This is a genomic window from Nocardia sp. CDC153 (genome assembly GCF_035818515.1).
Taxonomy (GTDB): domain Bacteria; phylum Actinomycetota; class Actinomycetes; order Mycobacteriales; family Mycobacteriaceae; genus Nocardia.
Genome location: NZ_JAYKYU010000001.1, coordinates 323,042 through 346,934 on the forward strand (window position 1 = coordinate 323,042; position 23,893 = coordinate 346,934).

At 70.0% G+C, this 23,893-nt stretch carries 1 protein-coding gene (only partly in view); it reads left to right on the forward strand.

Annotation, left to right across the window (positions count from 1 at the left end; translation table 11 throughout):
• Positions 1–23,893 carry the 5' portion of a non-ribosomal peptide synthase/polyketide synthase gene (locus tag VMT65_RS01495; RefSeq protein WP_326306083.1) on the forward strand. 20,267 nt of this gene lie beyond the right edge of the window, so the window shows 23,893 of its 44,160 coding nt (coding positions 1–23,893); its start codon is at positions 1–3; the stop codon falls past the right edge of the window.

Here is a 23,893-nt window from a genome sequence, read left to right on the forward strand (position 1 = left end):
TTGAACCGGCTGGATTTCGGCGGCAACGGCGAAGCTGGCAGCGAAATCGCACCGGGGTCGGGCGATCTTTTCCCGCTGTCGCCCGCGCAGCTCGGTATCTGGTACGCCCAGCACCTGGACCCGCAGGTACCGATCAATATCGCCCAGTACGTGGAGCTGCGCGGCGAACTCGACATCGAGTTGCTCGAGCGCGCCATGGTGCGCGGCTCGGAGGAGTTCGGCTCCGGCTTCCTGCGCATTGTCGAGCGTGACGGCGAGCCCATGCAGATGGTGGACCACTCGCTGGACCGCACCATCTACCACGTCGATCTGAGCGGCGAGCCCGATCCGGCCGCGGCCGCCCAGGAGTGGATGCGCGCCGACTACAGCGCGCCCCTCGAGCTCACCAGGGACCGTCTGATCAAGACGGCCATGGTGAAACTGGCCGAGGGCCATTACTACTGGTACGCCCGCATTCACCACATCGTGCTGGACGGCTTCGGCGCGGTCACCTACCTGACCCGCGTCGCCGAGCTGTACACCGCCTACGTCAAGGGCGTCGAGCCCGCGCCGCACAAGCTCACCGATCTGAAGACCCTGGTCGAGCAGGAATTCGCCTACCGCGAGACCAGTCGGTTCAAGGCCGACAAGGAGTACTGGGCCGAGCGGGTCGCCGGACTCGAGGACGGCACCAGCCTGGTCGGTCGCTCCGCGCCCCCGGCCGCGCTCAATCGCGTCGCCTCGGGCGCGCTCACCACCGAGCAGACCACGCTGCTGGAAGAGGCCGTGGCCCGCCACGAGTCCTCGCCCGCGGGTCTGCTCATCGCCGGTTTCGCCGCCTACCTCGCGCAGTGGACCGGCAGCGAGGACGTCATCCTCAGCCTCCCGGTGACCGCGCGCACCACCGCCATCATGCGTCGCTCGGGCGGCGCGGCCTCGAACATCGTGCCGCTGCGCCTGCGGGTGGGCCACGGCACCACCGTGACCGAACTGCTCAAGCAGGTGACGGTCGAGGTCTCGGGCGCGCTGCGCCACCAGCGCTACCGCGCCGAGGACATTCGCCGCGACTCCGCCGGGGAGTTCACCGGTGAGGTGGGCTCGCAGTTCTTCGGCCCGTGGGTCAACATCATGTTGTTCCACAACGAGGTCGTGCTCGGCGACATCACCGGCGAGTACAGCGTGCTGTCCACCGGTTCCATCGAGGATCTGGGCGTCAACTTCTACCAGTCGGTGAAGGGCACCCGGAACCACATCGACTTCGAGACCAACCCCAACCTGTACTCCGAGGACGAGACGCAGAGCCACCACGCGCGGTTCCTGGAGTTCTTCGACCGCTTCCTGGCGGCGGGGGAGAACCAGCCGGTGTGGGGCCTGCCCATCACCACCGCGGCCGAGCGCACCCGGACCCTGCTGGACTGGAACGACTCCGGCCACGACGTCCCGGTCACGACGCTTCCGGCGTTGCTCGACAAGCAGATTCCGCTCACCCCGGACAATGTCGCCGTCGAGTTCGAGGGCGAGCAGCTGACCTACGCCGAGTTCGGCGAGCGCGTCAACCGCCTGGCGCGCTTCCTGATCGAGGACGGCGTCGGCCCGGAATCGCTTGTGGCCCTGGGCATGCGCCGCTCGCTGGACCTGGTCGTGGGCATGCACGCGGTGCTGCGCGCCGGTGGCGCGTACGTGCCGATCGACCCGGATCACCCGGCCGATCGCACCGCCTACATCCTCGAATCCGCGGGACCGGTCTGTGTCCTGACCACCGCGCGCGACGAGCTGGAACTCCCGGAGTCGGTGCGGCGCTTGGAGATCGACACCCTCGACGTCTCCGGCTACTCCGCCGACCCGGTGACCGACGCGGATCGCCTGGCCCCGCTGCGCCCGGACAACACCGCCTACGTCATCTACACCTCGGGTTCCACCGGCCGCCCCAAGGGTGTCGCGGTCACCCACCACGCCATCGTCAATCAGGAACTCTGGATGCTCGACGAGTATCCGATGACCGCCGACGATGTGTACCTGCAGAAGACCGCCACCACCTTCGACGTGTCGCTGTGGGGCTACTTCATGCCGCTGCTGGTGGGCGCGAAGCTGATCGTGGCCACCCCGGACGGCCACCGCGATCCGCTGTACGTGGCCGACATGATCGAGCGCCACGGCGTCACGGTCACCGACTTCGTGCCGTCCATGCTGACGGTCTTCGTCTCGCACGCCACGCGGGCCCAATGCGCCTCGCTGAAATACGTTTTCGTGATCGGTGAGGCGCTGCCGCCGGAGACCGGCGCGGGCTTCCGCGAGATCACCGACGCGGGTCTGCACAACCTGTACGGCCCCACCGAGGCCGCGGTCTCGGTCACCTACTGGGAGAACACCGCCGCCGACACCGTGACGGTGCCGATCGGTCTGCCCGAGTGGAATGTCGAAGTCTACGTTCTGGATTCGCGCCTGCGGTCCGCCGCCATCGGTGCCGCGGGTGAGCTGTATCTGGCGGGCCGCCAGCTGGCGCGCGGGTACAAGGGCCGTCCCGATCTGACCTCGGATCGCTTCGTGGCCAACCCGTTCGGGACCTCCGAGCGCATGTACCGCACCGGTGACCTGGTGCGCTGGAACGAGTCGGGTGCGCTGGAGTACATCGGCCGCACCGACTTCCAGGTCAAGTTCCGCGGCCAGCGCATCGAGCTCGGCGAGATCGAGACCGACCTGCTCGCGCACCCGGCCGTCAGTCAGGCCGCCGTGCTGGTCATGGACACCGCGACCGGCCAGCAGCTGGTCGCCTACGTGGTCCCCATGCCCGGCCAGACCGTGGACCCGGCCGAGCTGACCCGCTTCGTCGCCGAGAAGCTGCCGACCTACATGGTCCCGGCCGCCATCATGGTGCTGGATGCCTTCCCGCTCAACACCTCCGGCAAGCTGGACCGCAAGGCCCTGCCCGAGCCGGTGTTCAGCGCGGACGCCGCCGGATACCGCGCCCCGCGCACCGCCGCCGAGGAGATCGTGGCGGGCGTGTTCGCCGATGTGCTCGGCCACGAGCGGGTCGGCGTGGACGACAACTTCTTCGATCTGGGCGGCAACTCGCTGGTCGCCACCCAGGTGGTGGCCCGCATCTCGGCCGCGTTCAGCACCCGCGTGGGTGTGCGCGCGCTGTTCGAGACCCCGACCGTGGCCGGGCTGGCCGCGCGCGTGGAAGCCGCCGGGCCGTCGGATGTCTCGCGTCCGCCGCTAGTCGCGCAGGAACGCCCCGAGCGCGTTCCGCTCTCGCTCGCGCAGCAGCGCATGTGGTTCCTCAACCAGTTCGACCCGACCGTCCCGACCTACAACCTGCCGTTCGTGGTGCGGTTGCGCGGACAGGTCGAGATCGAGGCCCTGCAGCTGGCGCTGACCGACGTGGTCGCGCGCCAGGAGTCGCTGCGCACCATCTTCCCCGAGTCCGGCGATGGCGGCTTCCAGCGCGTGCTGCCCGTCGACGAGGTGGACCTGGGCATCGAGGTGATCGACCTCGCCGAGGCCGAATTGCCGTCCGCGCTGGCCGAATTCGCCTCCACCGGCTTCGACGTCTCCACCGAGCTGCCGATTCGGGTCCGCGTGTTCCGCGTGTCCGACCACGCCGAGACCCTCGCCGAGCCCGGCCGCCATGCCGCCCCGAACGCCGACGAGGTCGATCTGGCCGTCGCGTTCGTCGTGCACCACATCGCGGCGGACGGTTTCTCGTTCGGCCCGCTCTCGCGCGATATGACCGCCGCCTACCTGGCGCGGGTGGCCGGGCAGGAGCCCGCGTGGGCCCCGCTGCCGGTGCAGTACCAGGACTTCAGCATCTGGCAGCGCGAACTGCTGGGCTCCGAATCCGATCCCGAGTCCATGGCCGCGCGCCAGATCGCCTACTGGCGTGCGGCTTTGGCGGGTCTGCCGGATCAGCTGGACCTCCCGGCCGATCGCCCGCGCCCGCCGGTGCAGAGCTTCCATGGCTCCCGGGTCACCTTCGACATCCCGGCCGAACTGCACACCCAGCTCGTGGGTCTGGCTCGCGCCCAGGGTGTTTCGCTGTTCATGGTGATGCACTCCGCGCTCGCGGTGCTGCTGGCCCGGCTGTCGGGCACCACCGACATCTCCATCGGCACCCCGGTCGCCGGGCGTGGCGAGCAGGCGCTCGACGACCTGATCGGCATGTTCGTCAACACCCTGGTGCTGCGCTCGGAAGTCGATGGGGCACAGCGCTTCACCGATTTCCTCGCGCGCACCCGCGACACCGACCTGGCGGCCTTCGCCAACACCGATGTCCCGTTCGAGCGGCTGGTCGAGGTCATCAACCCGACCCGGTCGCAGGCCCGGCATCCGCTGTTCCAGGTCATGCTGTCGTTCCAGGAGATGTCGCACGGCTCCATGGAGCTGCCCGGCCTCACCGTCTCCGCGGACGAGCTCGAGGTCGATATCGCCAAGTTCGACCTGCAGTGGACGCTGACCGAGCAGCGCGGCCTGGCCGGTGAGCCCGCCGGGCTGTCGGTGGTGCTCTCGTATGCCACCGATCTGTTCGACGCCGCCACCGTCACCGAGTTCGGCCGCCGTTACCTGCGCGTCCTCGAAACCGCCGTCGCCGCACCGGAAACCGTGGTGCGCGATATCGACGTCCTCGACGCCGGTGAGCGCGAGACGGTGCTGCACGCCTGGAACCACACCGAGCACGAGCTACCGGCCGCCACGACGGTGCTGGACCTTTTCGAGCGCCAGGTCGCCCTGCGTCCGCACGCCACCGCCCTGATCTTCGATCCGGGCGAGCGCAGCGGCAGCATGTTCGGCCCGGCTCGGGAACTGTCCTACGCCGAGTTCTCCGGCCGCGTGAATCGCCTGGCCCGCAAGCTCATCGCCGAGGGCGTGGGCCCGGAGTCGCTGGTGGCGGTGGGCATTCGCCGCTCGGTGGACATGCTGGTCGCCATCTACGCCACCCTCACCGCGGGCGGCGGCTACGTGCCGATCGATCCGGACCACCCGGCCGAGCGCACCGACTACGTGCTGCGCACCGCCGAGCCGGTCGTGTTGCTCACCACCGTCGACGACGCCGTGGAATCCTCGGATTGCCCGGCGCTGCACCTGGATTCGCTGGATCTGAGCGAGTACAGCGACGCCCCGGTCACCGACGCGGACCGCCGTGCGCCGTTGCGCGCGAGCAATGCCGCCTACGTGCTGTTCACCTCCGGCTCGACCGGCCGCCCCAAGGGCGTGGCCGTGCCGCATTCGGCGGTGGTCAACCAGATCGCCTGGATCACCGGCGAATACGGCATCGACGACACTGATGTGATCCTGCAGAAGACGCCGGTCACCTTCGACGTCTCGGTGTGGGAGCTCTTCGGTTCGCTGGCCGTGGGCGCGCAGCAGGTCATCGCCGCGCCGGACGGCCACCGCGACCCCATGTACCTCTCGGAGGTCATCGGCCGCCACCGGGTCACCATGACCTCGTTCGTGCCGTCCATGCTGAGCGTGTTCGCCTCCAGCGCCTCGGCCGCCGAATGCCTGTCCCTGCGTGCGGTGCTGGTGGCCGGTGAGGCGCTGCCGCCCGCCACCGTGACCGCCTTCCGGCGCTTCTCCACCGCGGCCGTGCACAACCTGTACGGCCCGACCGAGTTCACCGTGCACGCCACCGCCGCGCCCATCGACGCGCCCGTGGTCACCTCGGTGCCGATCGGCCGCCCGGTGTGGAACGCGCAGACCTATGTGCTGGACGAGGGCCTGCGCCCGGTTCCGGCGGGCGTCCCGGGTGAGCTGTACCTGGGTGGCGCGCAGGTGGCGCGCGGCTACTTCGGCCGCCCGGACCTGAGCGCCGAACGCTTCGTCGCCAACCCCTACGGCGAACCGGGCTCGCGCCTGTACCGCACCGGTGACCTGGTGCGCTGGAACCACAACGACTCGGGCGTCATCGATTACATCGGCCGCACCGACTTCCAGGTGAAGTTCCGCGGCCAGCGCATCGAGCTCGGCGAGATCGAGACCGCGCTGCTGGACCACCCCAAGGTGCAGCAGGCCGTGGTGCTGGTCATCGACACGGTGGCGGGCGATCAGCTGGTCGCCTACATCGTGACCCGCGGCCCGGTGGACCTCGACGGGGTCAAGACCTCGCTGCAGCGCACCCTGCCCGCGTACATGGTGCCGGGCTCGATCATGGTGCTCGACGCGTTCCCGGTGAACGCCTCCGGCAAGCTGGACCGCAAGGCGCTGCCCGCGCCGCGCTTCGAGGTGCGCGAATTCCGCGCTCCCACAACGCCGATCGAGGAGATCGTCGCCCAGATCTTCGGCGAGGTGCTGGGCATCGCGCGCGTCGGCGTGGACGACGACTTCTTCGAGCTGGGCGGCAACTCGCTGATCGCGACCCAGGTCGCCACCCGCCTCGGCACCGCCCTGGACACCCGCGTCCCGGTGCGCATGCTGTTCGAGGCCGCCACCGTGGAAGCCCTCGCGGCGCGGGTGGAATCGCATGTCGGCGACGGCGGCCGCAAGGCCCTGGTCGCCCGCGAGCGGCCCAGTGAGGTCCCGCTTTCCCTTGCGCAGCAGCGCATGTGGTTCCTCAACCGCTTCGACACCGCCTCGGCCGTCAACAACATCCCGGTGGCCATCCGGCTCTCCGGTGAGCTCGACATCGCGGCCCTGCAGGTCGCGGTCATCGACGTCATCGACCGTCACGAGTCGCTGCGTACCGTCTTCCCCGAGACCGCGCACGGCCCGGTGCAGCGGGTCCTCGATGCCGCGCAGATCGTGCCCGACCTGACGCCGGTGCCGGTCACCGAGTCCAACCTGATCGACCACCTGGTCGAGCTGGCCACCATGGCCTTCGATGTGACCGACGAAGTGCCGTTGCACGCGGCGCTTTTCGAGATCAGCGAGACCGAGTACATCCTCGGCATGGTGGTCCACCACATCAGCGCCGACGGTTGGTCCATGGGCCCGCTGGCCCGCGACGTCATGGTCGCCTACGCGGCCCGCACCTCGTGGGAGGCCCCGGCCTGGGCGGAACTGCCGGTGCAGTACGCCGACTACGCGCTGTGGCAGCGCGAGGTCCTCGGCTCCGAGGAGGACCCGGATTCGCTGATCGCCAAGCAGATTCGGTACTGGACCGAGGCGCTGGCCGATCTGCCCGACGAACTGGTGCTGCCCTCGGATCGGCCGCGTCCGGCGGTGGCCAGCTACCAGGGTGGCACCTACCCGTTCGCGATTTCGGCGCAGACCCAGCAGGCGCTGGTCGATCTGGGCCGCCGCCACAATGCCTCGCTGTTCATGGTCATGCACAGCGCGCTGGCGGTCCTGCTGGCCCGCCTGTCGGGCACCTCCGACATCGCCATCGGCACCCCGGTGCACGGTCGCGGTGAGGCCGCGCTCGACGACCTGATCGGCATGTTCGTCAACACCCTGGTGCTGCGCACCGAGGTGGACGGTGCCGAGACCTTCGCCGATCTGCTGGCCCGCTCCCGCGACACCGACCTGCACGCCTTCGCGCACGCGGACGTGCCGTTCGAGCGCCTGGTGGAGGTCATCAACCCGGCGCGTTCGCAGTCCCGGCACCCGCTGTTCCAGGTCATGCTGACCTTCCAGAACACGCGACAGGCCAGCCTGGAACTGCCCGGCCTGTCGGTCAACGGCATCGACTACGACGCCCGCCTGGCCAAGTTCGATCTGCAGCTGACCCTGCAGGAGGCCCAGGACGATCACGGCGAGAACGCCGGCATGTCGGCCGAGATCTCCTACGCGCTGGACCTTTTCGACGAGCCCACCATCGAGGCCTTCGCGCGCCGCCTGGACCTGGTCCTGGCCGCCGTGGTCGCCAACCCGGATATGCCGCTCGGCGATATCGACCTGCTGGTCGCCGACGAGCGCGAGCTGGTCCTGGACGAGTGGAACGACACCGCGTTCAACCTCGACTCGGTGCTGCCCGCACTGCCGGAAGGCGAAGCGGCGACACTGGTTTCGCTGTTCGAGGCACAGGCTCTGACCAGCCCGAACGCGCCCGCCGTGGAATTCGAGGGGACAGGTCTGTCCTATGCCGAGTTCTCCGCGCGCGTGCACAAGCTGGCCCGCAAGCTCATCGCTCAGGGCGTGGGCGCGGAATCGCATGTGGCCCTGGCCATTCGGCGCTCGCTGGATCTGGTCGTCGCCATGTACGCGGTGCTCGAGGCCGGTGGCGCGTACGTGCCGCTGGATCCCGATCAGCCCGACGAGCGCATCGACTACGTGCTCGATATCGCGCGCCCGGTCGCCATCCTGACCACCAGCCGCGACGAGTTCGTCACCGGCCGCAATGTGCCGGTGCTCGACGTCGACACCCTCAACCTGGATGCCTACTCCGACGCGCCGATCACGGATGCCGAACGGGGAGCGGCGATCCGGCCCGAGCACACCGCCTACGTCATCTTCACCTCCGGTTCGACCGGCCGCCCCAAGGGTGTGGCCGTCGAGCACGGCGCGATCGTGAACCGTCTGCTGTGGATGCAGCACGAGTACCCGATCGACGCCGATGACGCTGTGCTGCAGAAGACCCCGGCGACCTTCGACGTGTCGGTGTGGGAGTTCTTCTGGCCCTTGCAGACCGGTGCCCGTCTGGTGGTCGCCAAGCCGGACGGCCACCGCGACCCGGTGTACCTGGCCCAGATCATCGCCGAGGCCGGCATCACCACCGCGCACTTCGTGCCCTCGATGCTCTCGGTCTTCGTCGCCACCCTCGGCAACGACAATGGTGAATCCGCCGTCGCCGCACCGCGTTTGCGTCAGGTCTTCGCGTCCGGTGAGGCGCTGCCCGCCCCGACCGCGCAGAAGCTGCGCGAGCTCACCGGTGCCCGCCTGCACAACCTGTACGGCCCCACCGAGGCCGCCGTCGACGTGACCTATCACGAGGTCACCGACGCCGACACCGTCTTCGTGCCGATCGGCCGTCCGGTCTGGAACACCGAGACCTATGTCCTCGACGCCCGCCTGCACCCGGTCGCACCGGGTGTCGCGGGTGAGCTCTACCTCGCGGGCGATCAGCTGGCCCGCGGCTACCTGGGCCGCCCGGACCTGTCCGCGGATCGCTTCGTGGCCAACCCGTTCGTCTCCGGCGACCGCATGTACCGCACCGGTGACCTGGTCACCTGGACCGCCGACGGTGAGCTGAACTACCTGGGCCGCACCGACTTCCAGGTCAAGCTGCGCGGTTTGCGCATCGAACTGGGCGAGATCGAGGCCGCGCTGCTGGCGCAGCCGAGCGTCGCCCAGTCGGTGGTGGTCGTGCGCACCGACGCCCACGCCGGCGATCAGCTGGTCGGCTATGTGGTCCGCGAGCCCGAGGCCGTCGTCGACATCGACGCCGTCAAGGCGGCGCTGTCGAGTTCGCTTCCGGCCTATATGGTTCCGGCCGCCATCGTGGTGCTGGACGCCTTCCCGGTGAACGCCTCCGGCAAGCTGGACCGCAAGGCCCTGCCCGCACCGGTGTTCGAGGCCAAGCGTTTCCGCGCGCCCTCGACCCCGATCGAGGAGATCATCGCGCAGATCTTCGCCGACCTGCTCGGCATCTCCGGCGCGGAGCACGGCCCCGAGCGCGTGGGCGTGGACGACGACTTCTTCGAGCTGGGCGGCAACTCGCTGGTCGCCACCCAGGTCGTGGCCCGCCTGTCGGCGGCGCTGAACGCCGAGATCGGCGTGCGCGTGCTGTTCGAGGCCCCGACCGTGGCCGCGCTGGCCGCGCGCGTGGAGTCGCACGCGGGAACCGGTGTGCGCCAGGCGCTCACCGCCGCGACCCGGCCCGAGTATCCGCCGCTGTCGCTCGCGCAGCAGCGCATGTGGTTCCTCAACCGCTTCGACCCGGAATCGGCCGCCAACAACATCCCGGCAGCCGTAAGGCTCACCGGCGCACTGGATCTCGACGCCATGCGCGGCGCGATCGCCGATGTGATCGCCCGCCACGAATCGCTGCGCACCATCTACCCCTCGCACGAGGGCGTCGCCTACCAGAAGGTGCTGCCGACCGGCCGCGCCGTGCCGGAGCTCGAGGTCATGGACGTGACCGAGGGCGAGCTGTTCGCCGCGGTCTACGCCTTCGCCGCACAGGGTTTCGACGTCACCACCGAGACCGCCGTCCGCCTGCGCGCCTACCGCCTCGCGGCCGACGACCATGTGCTGGTGCTGGTGGCCCACCACATCGCCGCCGACGGCTTCTCCATGAACCCGCTGGTGCGCGATCTCATGACCGCCTATGTCGCGCGCAGCCAGGGCGAGACCCCGGGCTGGGCCGAACTGCCGGTGCAGTACGCGGATTACGCGCTGTGGCAGCGCGACACCTTGGGTTCAGAAGAGGATCCGCGCTCGCTCATCACCGAGCAGCTGGACTACTGGCGCGAGACCCTGTCCGGGCTGCCGGACGAGCTGCGCCTGTCCACCAAACCGCGCCCGGCCGTCGCCTCCTACGACGCGGGCACCCATCGCTTCCGGGTGCCGGGCGAGCTCATCGCCGGGCTGAACCGGGTGGCGCAGACCAATGGCACCACCCTGTTCATGGTGGTGCACAGCGCCTTCGCCGCGCTGCTGGCACGACTGAGCGGCACCGATGACATCGCCGTCGGCATTCCGGTGGCGGGCCGTGGCGAGCAGGCGCTCGACGATCTCGTCGGCATGTTCGTCAACACCCTGGTGCTGCGCGCGCCGGTCGACACCGGCGCGAGCTTCACCGACCTGCTGAAGACCGTGCGCGAGCGCGATCTGGCCGCCTTCGCCCACGCGGACGTGCCGTTCGAACGCCTCGTCGAGGTGCTCAACCCGGCCCGCTCGCAGGCACGGCACCCGCTGTTCCAGGTCATGCTCTCGTTCCAGAACCTGGGCCGCACCTCCCTCGAGCTGCCGGGCCTGAGCGTGTCCGAGCTGGCCATCGACCAGCAGTCGGCCAAGTTCGACCTGCAGCTGACCTTGAGCGAGGTCATCGACGGCGACTCCGCGATGGACGCCGAACTGGTCTACGCCACAGACCTTTTCGATTCCCAGTACGCCGACGTCTTCGCGCAGCGATTCGTCGCCATGCTCACCGCCGTGGCCGCCGACCCGACCCAGCTGGTCGGCGAGGTCGAGCTGCTCAGCGACTGCGAGCGCCGCAAGATCCTGCTCGGCTGGAACGACACCGCCTTCGAACTCGACACCGCGCTGCCCGAAGTCACCGAAGGCGCTGCGGCCACCCTGGTTTCGCTGTTCGAAGCCCAGGTCGCCCTGACCCCCGAGGCGACCGCGGTCACCTTCGAGGGGACGAGTCTGTCCTACGCCGAGTTCGCGGCCCGCGTCCGCAGGCTCGCGCGCTGGCTCATCGCCGAGGGCGTGGGGCCGGAATCGTTTGTGGCGCTGGGCATGCGCCGCTCCATCGACCTGGTCGCGGGCATGTACGCGGTCACCGTCGCCGGTGGCGCGTACGTGCCGCTGGACCCGGATCACCCGGCCGAGCGCACCCAGTACATCCTCGAAACCGCCCGGCCGGTCTGCGTGCTCACTTCCGGCGACGCCGTGGAAGGCATTGCGGCGCGCCAGGTTCGCATCGACGAGCTGGACCTGTCCGGCTTCGCCGACACCCCGGTCACCGATGCCGAGCGCCGCGCCCCGCTGCGCCCGGAGAACACCGCCTACGTCATCTTCACCTCCGGCTCGACCGGTCGCCCCAAGGGTGTGGCCGTCTCGCACGCCGCCATCGTGAACCGTCTCGTCTGGATGCACGCCCAGTACGGGCTGGCCGCCTACGACGTGGTGCTGCAGAAGACCCCCGCCACCTTCGACGTGTCGGTGTGGGAGTTCTTCTGGCCCTTGCAGGTCGGCGCGCGCCTGGTGGTCGCCAAGCCGGACGGCCACCGCGATCCGGCCTACCTGGCCGAGATCATCGTCCGCGAGGGCGTGACCGTCACCCACTTCGTGCCGTCCATGCTGGCGGTCTTCGTGGCCGAACCGGCCGCGGCCGAATGCGTCAGCCTCACCAATGTCTTCGCCTCCGGTGAGGGCCTGCCCGCGCCGACCGCGCAGAAGCTGCGCGAGCTGACCGGTGCGCGACTGCACAACCTGTACGGTCCCACCGAAGCCGCGGTCGACGTGACCTACCACGAGGTCACCGATGCCGACCTCGCCTCGGTGCCGATCGGTGCCCCGGTCTTCAATACCCAGGTCTACGTGCTGGATTCGCGCCTGAAGCCGGTGCCGGTGGGTGTCGCGGGTGAGCTGTACCTGGCGGGCGATCAGCTCGCCACCGGGTACGTGGCACGCCCGGACCTGACCGCGGATCGCTTCGTGGCCAACCCGTTCGGCGACGGCGTGCGCATGTACCGCACCGGCGACCTCGTCGTCTGGACCGCCGGTGGCGAACTGGAGTACCTGGGCCGCACCGACTTCCAGGTCAAGCTGCGCGGTCTGCGCATCGAGCTGGGCGAGATCGAGTCGGCGCTGATCGCGCAGCCGTCCGTCGCGCAGTCCGTGGTGGTGGTCCGCCACGACGAGCGCACCGGGGATCAGCTGGTCGCCTACCTCATCGCCGCCGACGAGCACCTCGACGTCGACGCCGTGAAGGACGCGCTGACCGAACAGCTTCCGGCCTACATGGTCCCGGCCGCCTTCATGGTGCTGGATGCCTTCCCGCTCAATGCCTCCGGCAAGCTGGACCGCAAGCAGCTGCCCGCCCCGACCTTCGCCGCCAAGGCGTTCCGCGCCCCGGCCACGCCGGTGCAGCAGACCGTCGCGGGCACCATCGCCGACGTGCTCGGCCTGGACCGGGTCGGCCTGGACGACGACTTCTTCGAGCTCGGCGGCAACTCGCTGGTCGCCACCCAGGTGATCGCGCGCCTGTCCGCCGCGCTGGACGCCGACATCCCGCTGCGCACCCTGTTCGAGGCCACCACCGTGGCCTCCCTTGCCGCGCAGTTGGAGTCGCGCGTGGGCACCGGCGCGCGGGCCGCGCTGGTGGCACAGGAGCGTCCGGACCTCGTGCCGCTCTCGCTCGCGCAGCAGCGCATGTGGTTCCTCAACCGCTTCGACAACCGCACCGCGGTCAACAACATCCCGGTGGCGCTGAAGCTCACCGGCGCAGTGGATCTGGACGCCTTCACCGCCGCCATCGGCGATGTGGTGGCCCGCCACGAGTCGCTGCGCACCGTCTACCCCGAGATCGAGGGCGACGGCTACCAGCGCGTCCTGCCGCTGTCCGAGGTCGAATACGAGGTGCGGGCCGAGTCCGTCACCACCGCCGACCTGACCGCGCGCGTGGTCCAGCTGGCGAGCGTCCACTTCGACGTCACCCGCGAACTGCCCTTCCGCGCCACGGTTCTCAGCCTCAGCGAGACCGAGCACGTGGTCGTGCTGGTGCTGCACCACATCAGCGCCGACGGTGCGTCGCTGCGTCCGCTGCTGCGGGATGTGGTGGCCGCCTACCTGTCCCGCGCGACCGGCGCGGCTCCGCAGTGGTCGCCGCTGCCGGTGCAGTACGCCGATTACACGCTGTGGCAGCGCGAGATCCTCGGCGCGGAAACCGATTCCGAGTCCCTGGCCGCTCAGCAGATCGCCTACTGGACCGCCCAGCTGGCCGACCTGCCCGAGCAGATCGAGCTGCCCGCCGACCGGCCGCGTCCCGAGATCGCGACCAATGCCGGTGGCACCTACGACTTCTCGATCGACGCCGAGCTGCACCGCGCCCTCACCGGCGTGGCCCGCGAGCACGACGTCACCCTGTTCATGCTGGTGCACGCCGCCCTGGCCACCTGGGCCGCGCGCCTGTCCCGCGCCACCGATATCGCCATCGGCACCCCCATCGCGGGCCGCGGCGAACGCGCGCTGGACGACCTGGTCGGCATGTTCGTCAACACCCTCGTCCTGCGCAGCGAGGTCAAGCCGGACGCGGCCTTCCGCGACCTGCTGGCCCAGGTGCGCCGCACCGACCTGGCCGCCTTCGCCCATGCCGACGTGCCGTTCGAGCGGCTCGTGGATGTGCTGAGCCCGGTCCGCTCGCAGGCGCACCACCCGCTGTTCCAGGTGGCGCTGACCTTCGAGGCCGCCGGGGCCAAGGACACGCAGACCGTCGAACTGCCCGACCTGGCACTCGAGGTCCTCGAATTCGATCCGGGCACCGCCAAGTTCGACGTGCAGCTCACCGTGAGCGAGCGCGCCGACGGCTCGCTGGGACTGTCCTGGAACTACGCCAGCGACCTGTTCGACCCCGAGACCGTCATCTCCTTCGCCGAACGGCTGGTGCGCATCCTGCGCGCGGTCGCCGAGGACCCGGCCGCGCTCATCGGCGATATCGACCTGCTGGGCGAGGGCGAGCGCCACAATGTGGCCGAGCACTGGGTCTCCGCGGGCGACGACATCGTCGAGCTGGCGCGCATCGCGAACGACGCGGCGCTGCAGGCCGAACTGGCCGTGGCCGAGGGTGTTTCGGGCATCGCGCCCGAGGCCGCCGCCCTGGCCGCGCTGGGCGGGGCCGCCGAGCGACTCGCCAACCCGCTCGCGGCGCTGGCCAGTCCGTTCACCGACGCCGACGCCACCCTGTCGAGCCTGTTCGACCTGGCCGTGGCCGGGCACCCGGAACGGATCGCCGTCCGCTTCGGCGACGAGGAACTCACCTACTCCGAGCTGGACCGGCGCGCGAATGTGCTGGCGCGCAGGCTGATCAGCGAGGGCGCGGGACCCGAGCAGTTGGTGGCGGTGCTGCTGCCGCGCTCGGCCGATCTGGTCGTGGCGCTGCTGGCGGTCATCAAGACCGGTGCGGGCTACGTGCCGCTGGACCCGAGCTACCCGGCCGACCGCATCGCCTATGTGCTGTCGGACGCGAAGCCCACCAGCGTCATCACCGACTCGACCGTGCAGGTCGAACTGCCGGGCGAGCTGAACAAGATTCTGCTGGACGGCTTCTCGCTGGAGGCCGGTGATATCGAGGACGCGGCCGACGCGCCCGTCACCGATGCCGACCGTCGCAGCCCGCTGCGTCCGGATCACGTCGCCTACGTCATCTACACCTCCGGCTCCACCGGCCGCCCCAAGGGTGTGGCCGTGGCGCACCGGAATGTGGTGCGGCTGATGGCGAACACCGATCGCGAGTTCGGTTTCGGTCCCGAGGATGTGTGGACGCTGTTCCACTCCTACGCCTTCGACTTCTCGGTGTGGGAGCTGTGGGGCCCGCTGCTCTACGGCGGCAAGCTCGTGGTGGTCGACTACTACGTATCCCGGTCGCCCGAGCAGTTCCTGGAATTGCTGCGCCGCGAACAGGTCACGGTGCTCAACCAGACCCCCTCGGCGTTCTACCAGCTCGCCGAGGCCGACCGCATTGCCGCCTCTACCGGGGATCAGCAGGCGCTCGCGCTGCGCTACGTGGTGTTCGGCGGTGAGGCGCTCGAGCTGCGTCGCCTCTCGGATTGGATTGCCCGCCACGGTGATTCCACCCCGTACCTGGTGAACATGTACGGCATCACCGAGACCACCGTGCACGTGTCCGTGCGTGTGCTCGACGCCGACACCATCGCCGCGGCGACCGGTTCGGTGGTCGGCCGGGCCATCGCGGGTCTGCGCGTGTACGTCCTCGACGACCGCCTGCACCCGGTGCCGGTGGGCGTCGCGGGCGAAATGTACGTGGCCGGACCGCAATTGGCGCGCGGCTACCTGGGCCGCCCCGACCTGTCGGCGGCTCGCTTCGTGGCCAGCCCGTTCGGTGACCCGGGCGAGCGCCTGTACCGCTCGGGTGACGTGGCCCGCTGGAACCGCTTCGGCGAGCTCGAATACCTGGGCCGCGCCGACGATCAGGTCAAGGTGCGCGGCTTCCGCATCGAGCTCGGCGAGATCGAATCCGCCGTGCTGGCGCAGGCGGGCGTCGCCCAGGCCGCGGTCATCGTGCGCGAGGACCAGCCGGGCGATCAGCGCATCGTCGCCTACATGGTGCCGACCGACGGCATCGCGCCCGCGGTGGACGCCGTCCGCGACGGCGCGGCCGAGCTGCTGCCGTCCTACATGGTCCCCTCCGCCATCGTGGTGCTGGACCGAATCCCGTTGACCGTCAACGGCAAACTGGACCGCCGCGCCCTGCCGGCCCCGGCCGTGCAGGCGCGGGCGTTCCGCGCGCCGGAGACCCCGATCCAGGAGACGGTCGCCGCCGTCTTCGCCGAGGTGCTCGGCCTGGACCGGGTCGGCCTGGACGACGACTTCTTCGACCTGGGCGGCAACTCGCTCATCGCCACCCGGGTGGTCTCGCGCATCGGCGCGGCCCTGGACACCACGGTCGCGGTGCGCACCCTGTTCGAGGCCACCACCGTCGAATCCCTCGCCGCGCGTATCGAATCGCACGCCGACGGCGCGTCCCGCGCCAAGCTGGTGGCGCGCACCCGCACCCCGGGCGAACTCGTGCCGCTGTCGTTCGCGCAGCAGCGCATGTGGTTCCTCAACCAGTACGACACCTCGTCGGCGGCCTACAATCTGCCGCTGGCCATCCGCCTCACCGGCGAACTCGACACGGCCGCACTGGAACTCGCGGTCGCGGACGTGGTCCGCCGCCACGAGTCGCTGCGCACCCGCTATCCGGAGCACGGTGGCACCCCGATGCAGGTGGTCGTCCCGGCCGAGGAGATCGCCCTCGACCTGCGCCCGGTCACCGTCGCCGCCGAGGAGCTGACCGCCACCGTCACCGCGTTCGCCACGCTGGGCTTCAATGTGGCCGAACAGGTTCCGCTGCGCGCCCGCCTGTTCCGCGTGGGAGGCGAAGCTCAGTCCACTGACGGCACCGCCGTCGCAACGGAACACGTCCTGGTCGTGGTGGTCCACCACATCGCCGGTGACGGCTTCTCCATGTCGCCGCTGGCCCGCGATGTGATGGTCGCCTACACCGCGCGCACCCAGGGCGCGGTGCCCGGCTGGGCCCCGCTGTCCGTGCAGTACGCCGATTTCGCCGTGTGGCAGCGCGAAGTGTTGGGCTCGGAAGAGGATTCGTCCTCGATCATGGCCCGCCAGGTCGCCTACTGGCAGCGCGTGCTCGGCGGCGTGCCCGACGAGCTGGCGCTGCCGACCGACCGCCCGCGCCCGGCCATCGCCTCCCATCGCGGTGCGACCCTGCAGCGGACGCTGTCGTCCGAGCTCGTCGGCAAGCTGGAAGACGTTGCCCGCCAGCGGGGTTCGTCGCTGTTCATGGTCATGCACAGCGCCCTGGCGGTGCTGCTGTCGCGCCTGTCCGGCGGCGACGACATCGCGGTCGGCACCCCGGTCGCCGGTCGCGGTGAGGCCGCGCTCGACGACCTGGTCGGCATGTTCGTCAACACGCTGGTGCTGCGCACCGGCATCGACCCCGCGGAGTCGTTCACCGATCTGCTCGACCGTGTGCGCCACACCGACCTCGACGCCTTCGGCAATGCCGACGTGCCGTTCGAGCGGCTGGTGGAACTGCTCGCGCCCGAGCGCTCGCAGGCCCGCAACCCGCTGTTCCAGGTCATGCTGGCCTTCCAGAACCTGGACCGCACCAGCATCGAACTGCCCGGCCTGACGGTCGGGACGCTGGATCTCGACGAGAACATCTCTCGCTTCGATCTCCAGTTCACCCTCTCGGAACAGGGCACCCGCGCGGGCGCGGAATCGGGCACCGGCATGACGCTGGCGCTGACCTACGCCACCGACCTGTTCGACGAGGCCACCGCGGCCGGATTCGCGCAGCGCTGGGTGCGCGTGCTCGAGGCCGTCGCGGCGAACCCCGAGATCGGTGTCGGCGCGATCGACATCCTGGATTCCGGCGAGCGCGCCGATCTGACCGCACGTTTCGGCCTGCCCGCCGTCCCGGCGCGCACCCTGCCGGAGCTCATCGCCGACGCCGTCGCCATCGACCCGGCCGCGCCCGCGGTCGTGTTCGAGGGGCGCAGTCTGTCCTACGGCGAACTGGATGCCCGTTCGAACCGCCTGGCGCGCTTGCTCATCGAGCGCGGCATCGGCACCGAGGATCTGGTCGCCGTCGCGGTCCCGCGCTCGGACGACTCCTACTTCGCCGAATGGGCGGTGTCCAAGACCGGTGCGGCCTTCGTGCCGGTGGACCCGAACTACCCGGCCGACCGCATCGCCCACATGGTCACCGACTCCGGCTCGCCGGTCGGCCTCACCGTGGCCTCGGTGCGCGCCGACATGCCGGACTCGGTCGAATGGCTCGTTCTCGACGAGCTGGACCTGAATGCGTTCGCGGACACCGCGATCGCCGACGACGAGCGGGTGCGCCCGCTGCGGCCGGAGCACCCGGCGTATGTCATCTACACCTCCGGCTCCACCGGCGTCCCCAAGGGCGTCGTGGTCACCCACGCCGGTCTGGCCAACTTCACCGTCGAGCAGGCCGAGCGCTACGCACTCGACTCGTCCTCGCGCGCACTGCATTTCGCGTCGCCGTCGTTCGACGCGTCCATGCTGGAATTCCTGCTCGCCATCGGCAAGGGCGGCACCCTGGTGGTCGTCCCGCCGGGCACCTACGGCGGCGACGAGCTCTCCGAGCTGATCCGCCGCGAGGGCGCGACGCACGCGTTCATCACCCCGGCCGCGCTGTCCACCTTCGGACCGGCGGGCCTGGACTCGCTGCGCGTGCTGGTCGCCGGTGGTGAGGCGGTACCCGCCGATCTGGTCGAGAAGTGGGCGGTTCCGTTGGCGGACGGCACGATTCGCGCCTTCCACAATGGTTACGGTCCGACCGAGACCACCATCATGACGAACATCAGCGATGCGCTGGTGCCGGGCGATCTGGTCACCATCGGCGGCCCGATCCGGGGCATGCAGTCGCTGATCCTGGACAACCGTCTGCGGCCGGTTCCGGTGGGTGTCGCGGGTGAGCTGTATCTGTCGGGCATTCAGCTGGCGCGCGGCTACCACGCGCGGGCTGGCCTGACCGCCGAACGGTTCGTGGCCAACCCGTCCGTGCCGGGTGAGCGCATGTACCGCACCGGTGACGTGGTGCGCTGGACCCCGGACGGACTGGTCGAATACGTCGGCCGCTCCGACTTCCAGGTCAAGGTGCGCGGCTTCCGCATCGAGCTCGGCGAGATCGACGCGGCGCTGGCCTCGCACGAGACCGTCGACTTCGCGGTCACCGTCGGCCACAAGAACGCCGCGGGCGCGACCGCGCTGGTGTCGTATGTCGTTGCCACGCCGGGCCATTCGATCGACGTGGCGGCCCTGACCGCCCACGTGGAGGGCCGCCTGCCCGCCTACATGGTGCCGTCCTCGATCATGGTCATCGACCGGGTCCCGCTGACCCCGGTCGGCAAGCTGGACCGCCGGGCGCTGCCCGAACCGGTCTTCGCCACCGAGGTCGTCTTCCGTGCCGCGCGCAATGCCCTCGAGCAGACCATTGCCGAGGTGTTCGCCGAGGTGCTGGGTCTGGAGCGGGTCGGCATCGACGACTCGTTCTTCGCCCTGGGCGGTGACTCCATCGTCTCCATCCAGCTGGTGTCGCGGGCCAAGGCGCGCGGCGTGGTGTTCTCCCCGCGTGACGTGTTCGAGCAGCGCACCGTCTCCGGCCTGGCCGCCATCGCGACGGTATCGGTTGACGGCCAGGGCGATTCGGCCCCGCAGCTGACCGAGCTGCCCGGCGGCGGCGTGGGTGTCATGCCGCTGACCCCGGTGGTGCGGTTCATGGCGGGACGGCCCGGCGAGTTCGGCCGCTTCAACCAGACCATGGCCCTGGAACTCCCGATCGGCATCGACCGCGCGGGCATCGCCGCCACCGTCGGCGCGGTCATCGACCGCCACGACATGCTGCGCGCGCGCCTGCGCCGGGTGCCGGACGCGGACTGGATCGTCGAAACCGGCGCGGTCGGAACCATCGACGCGGATGCGCTCATCGACCGCACCGAATTCGATGCCGCCGCCACCGACGGACAGCTCTTCGAGATCGCCACGGCCGCACTGGATGCCACCCTCGACAAGCTGGATCCGGCCACGGGGCAGGTCATTCGGTTCGTGTGGCTCGAGCCCTCGGACAACTCGCGTGCCGGACGTCTCGTGGTCGCCGCCCACCACCTCGTGGTCGACGGTGTCACCTGGCGAATCCTGGTGCCGGACTTCGTGACCGCGTGGGGCCAGCTGTCCGCCGGACAGACCCCCGAACTGGTCGCGCCCGCCACCTCCATGCGCACCTGGGCGCACGCCCTCGAGCGGGAGGCCGCCACCGAGGAGCGGATGGCCGAGCTCGACTTCTGGCGCGGCGTCGTCGAAGGACCGGATCCGCTGCTCACCGAGCGTGCCATGGATCCGGCGATCGACGTCACCGCCACCGTCGTCAAGCACAAGGTCGAGCTGTCGGCCGAGGCCACCAAGACCCTGCTGACCACCGTGCCCGCGCTGTTCCACGGCGGTGTGAACGACGGTCTGCTGACCGCACTCGCGTTGGCGGTGGCCAAGTTCCGCGCCGGAAAGGGCCTGGGGGAGAAGTCTGCCCTCGTCCGCCTCGAGGGCCACGGCCGCGAGGAAGAGGTCGTGCCCGGTGCCGACCTGTCCCGCACGGTCGGCTGGTTCACCGCCATCTTCCCGGTGCGTTTCGACCTGTCCGGCATCGACGTGGACGCCGCCCTCACCGGCGGACCCGCCATGGGCCGGGCCATCAAGGCGATCAAGGAGCAGCTGCTGGCCGTGCCCGACAAGGGCATCGGCTACGGCCTGCTGCGGTACATGAACTCCGAGACCGCCACCCAGCTGCCCAAGCAGCTGCCGGGCCAGGTCAGCTTCAACTACCTGGGCCGTGTCAACGACGCCGATGTGCCCGAGGCGCTGCGCGGCTTCGGCTGGATCCCGGCCCCCGAGCTGGCGAACCTGGCGGGCGAGTACGACGCGGACATGCCCGCCATGGCCCCGATCGACATCAACGCCATCGTGGTCGGCGACAAGCTGACCGCGAACATCGGCTACCCGAGCACGCTGCTCGACGCCGAGGAGATCGCCGAGTTCGCGGGCCTGTGGACCGCGGCGCTGGAAGCCGTTGCCAAGCACGCGGATTCCGCGCGGGCGGGCGGGCACACCCCGTCCGACTTCGGGCTCGTGCGCGTCACCCAGCGCGATATCGACGGCTGGGAAAAGCAGTACGGCGAGCTCGACCAGGTGTGGCCGCTGTCGGCACTGCAGGCCGGTCTGCTCTTCCACGCCCAGCTGGCCGCCACCTCCGTGGACGTGTACACCGCGCAGGCGGTGCTCACCCTCGAGGGCCGGGTGGACGCCGACCGCCTGCGGGCGGCCGCGCAGGCGCTCATGGACCGCCACGAAATCCTGCGCACCGCCTACGTGAACGACGCGTCCGGCGTGCCGGTGCAGATCGTCATCGACGGGGTGAAGGTGGCGTGGACCAACCACGACCTCACCGATATCGCCGACGAGACCGCGCGCGCCGCGCGTGCGGCCGAGATCATCGCCGCCGATCGCGTGCAGCGTTTCGACCTCACCGAGCCGCCGCTCATCCGCTACACGCTGGTGCGCACCGGGGCCGAGAGCTACCGCCTCGCGGTGGCCAACCACCACATCCTGCTCGACGGCTGGTCCATGCCGCTGCTCATGCAGGACCTGCTGGTGCTCTACGCCACGCACTCCGACGTCTCGCTGCTGCCGCCGGTGCGGTCCTACCGCTACTTCCTGGAATGGGTTGCGGCGCAGGATCGTTCGGCCTCGATCGCGGCGTGGCAGAAGTCGCTGCTCGGTGTCTCCGAGCCGACCCTGTTGACCCGCCCGGATCCGAGCCACGAGATCACCGCCCTGTCCGGCGAGTACTTCTTCGACCTGGACGAGGCCGCCACCGCGCGCCTGACCGCGCTCGCCGCCGAGATCGGCGTCACCCCGAACACCGTGCTCCAGGTGGCGTGGGGCATCCTGCTCGGCCGCCTCACCGGCCGCGAGGACGTCCTGTTCGGCACCACGGTCTCGGGTCGCCCGGCGCAGCTGTCCGGCGTGGAATCCATGGTGGGCCTGTTCATCAACACCGTCCCGGTGCGGGTCGCCTTCGACCCGGCCGAGTCGGCGCGCACGCTGCTCACCCGCACCCAGGGCGAGCAGGCCGACCTGCTCGACCACCACTACGTGGGCCTGGCCGACATCCAGTCGGCCGCGGGCATCGGCGGACTCTTCGACACCCTGGTGGTGTTCGAGTCGTATCCCGTTGACGCCGAGGGCATTCGGTCGCAGGCCGCCGATATCGACGGCATGGCCGTCACCGGCCTGGACGCCGCCGACGCCACCCACTACCCGCTCACCCTCATCGCCCAACTCGACACCCGCCTGCGCATTCGTGCGGGCTACCTGCGCGACCTGTTCGACGAGGACACCGTCCGCCGCATCGCCGATCGCCTGGTGCGCGTGCTCACCGCGATCACCACCGAACCGGCAGCGGCCGTGGGTGATATCGAACTCCTCGAGGCCGCCGAGCGGGCACAGGTCGTCACCGGTTGGAACGACACCGCCTTCGACGTCGCGGCCGTGCTCACCGAGAGCAAGGCCGAGGCCGCGACCCTGGTCGCCATGTTCGAGGCGCAGGTCGAGCGCACTCCCGACGCGATCGCCGTCGCGTTCGAGGGGACGGCTCTGTCCTACGCCGAGTTCGCCGAGCGCGTGCACCGGTTGTCGCGCTGGCTCATCGAGCGTGGCGTCGGCGCGGAATCGTTTGTGGCGCTGGGCATGCGCCGCTCCATCGACCTGGTGGTCGGCATGTACGCCGTCACCGTGGCCGGTGCCGCCTACGTGCCGCTGGACCCGGACCACCCGGCCGAGCGCATCGAGTACATCCTGGCGACCGCCGACCCGGTCACCGTGCTGACCTCGGGCGAGGACCTCCCGATCGAGACCGCGCAGGTGCGCATCGACCTGCTCGATCTCGCCAGCTACTCGGCCCGCCCGCTCACCGACGCGGAACGCCGTGCGCCGCTGCGGGAATCGAACAACGCCTACGTCATCTTCACCTCGGGTTCGACCGGTCGACCCAAGGGTGTGGCGGTGCCGCACTCGGCCATCGTCAACCGCCTGGTCTGGATGCAGGCCGCCTACGGTCTGACCGCCGACGACGTCGTGTTGCAGAAGACCCCGGCCACCTTCGACGTGTCGGTGTGGGAGTTCTTCTGGCCCTTGCAGATCGGCGCGAAGCTGGTCGTGGCCAAGCCGGAAGGCCACCGCGACCCGGCCTACCTGGCCGAACTCATTGCCAGCGAAGGCGTCACGGTCACCCACTTCGTGCCGTCCATGCTCGCGGTGTTCGTCGCCGAGGAAGCCGCCGCCCGCTGCACCAGCCTGCGCATGGTCTTCGCCTCCGGTGAGGCGCTCGCGCCCAAGCCCGCGCACAAGCTGCGCGAGCTGACCGGTGCCGAGCTGCACAACCTGTACGGCCCGACCGAGGCCGCCGTCGACGTCACCTACCACCAGGTGGTCGACGCCGACATCGATTCCGTGCCGATCGGCCGCCCGGTGTTCAATACCGAGGTCTACGTGCTGGATTCGCGCCTGCGGCCGGTGCCGGTGGGCGTCGCGGGTGAGCTCTACCTCGCGGGTGACCAGCTGGCCACCGGCTATGTGGCGCGCCCCGATCTGACCTCGGATCGCTTCGTGGCCAACCCGTTCGCCACCGGCGAGCGCATGTACCGCACCGGTGACCTGGTCACCTGGACCGCCGACGGTGAGCTGGAGTACATCGGCCGCACCGACTTCCAGGTCAAGCTGCGCGGTCTGCGCATCGAGCTCGGTGAGATCGAATCCGCGCTCACCGCACTTGATTCCATCGCGCAGTCGGTGGTCGTGGTCCGCCACGATCCGCATGCCGGCGACCAGCTGGTCGGCTATGTCATTGCCGCACCGGGTCGCACGGTCGAAGTCGATGCGGTGCGCGCCGAGATCGGCGAGTCCCTGGCCTCGTACATGGTGCCGTCGATCCTGATGGTGCTCGACGAGTTCCCGCTCAATGCCTCCGGCAAGCTGGACCGCAAGGCGT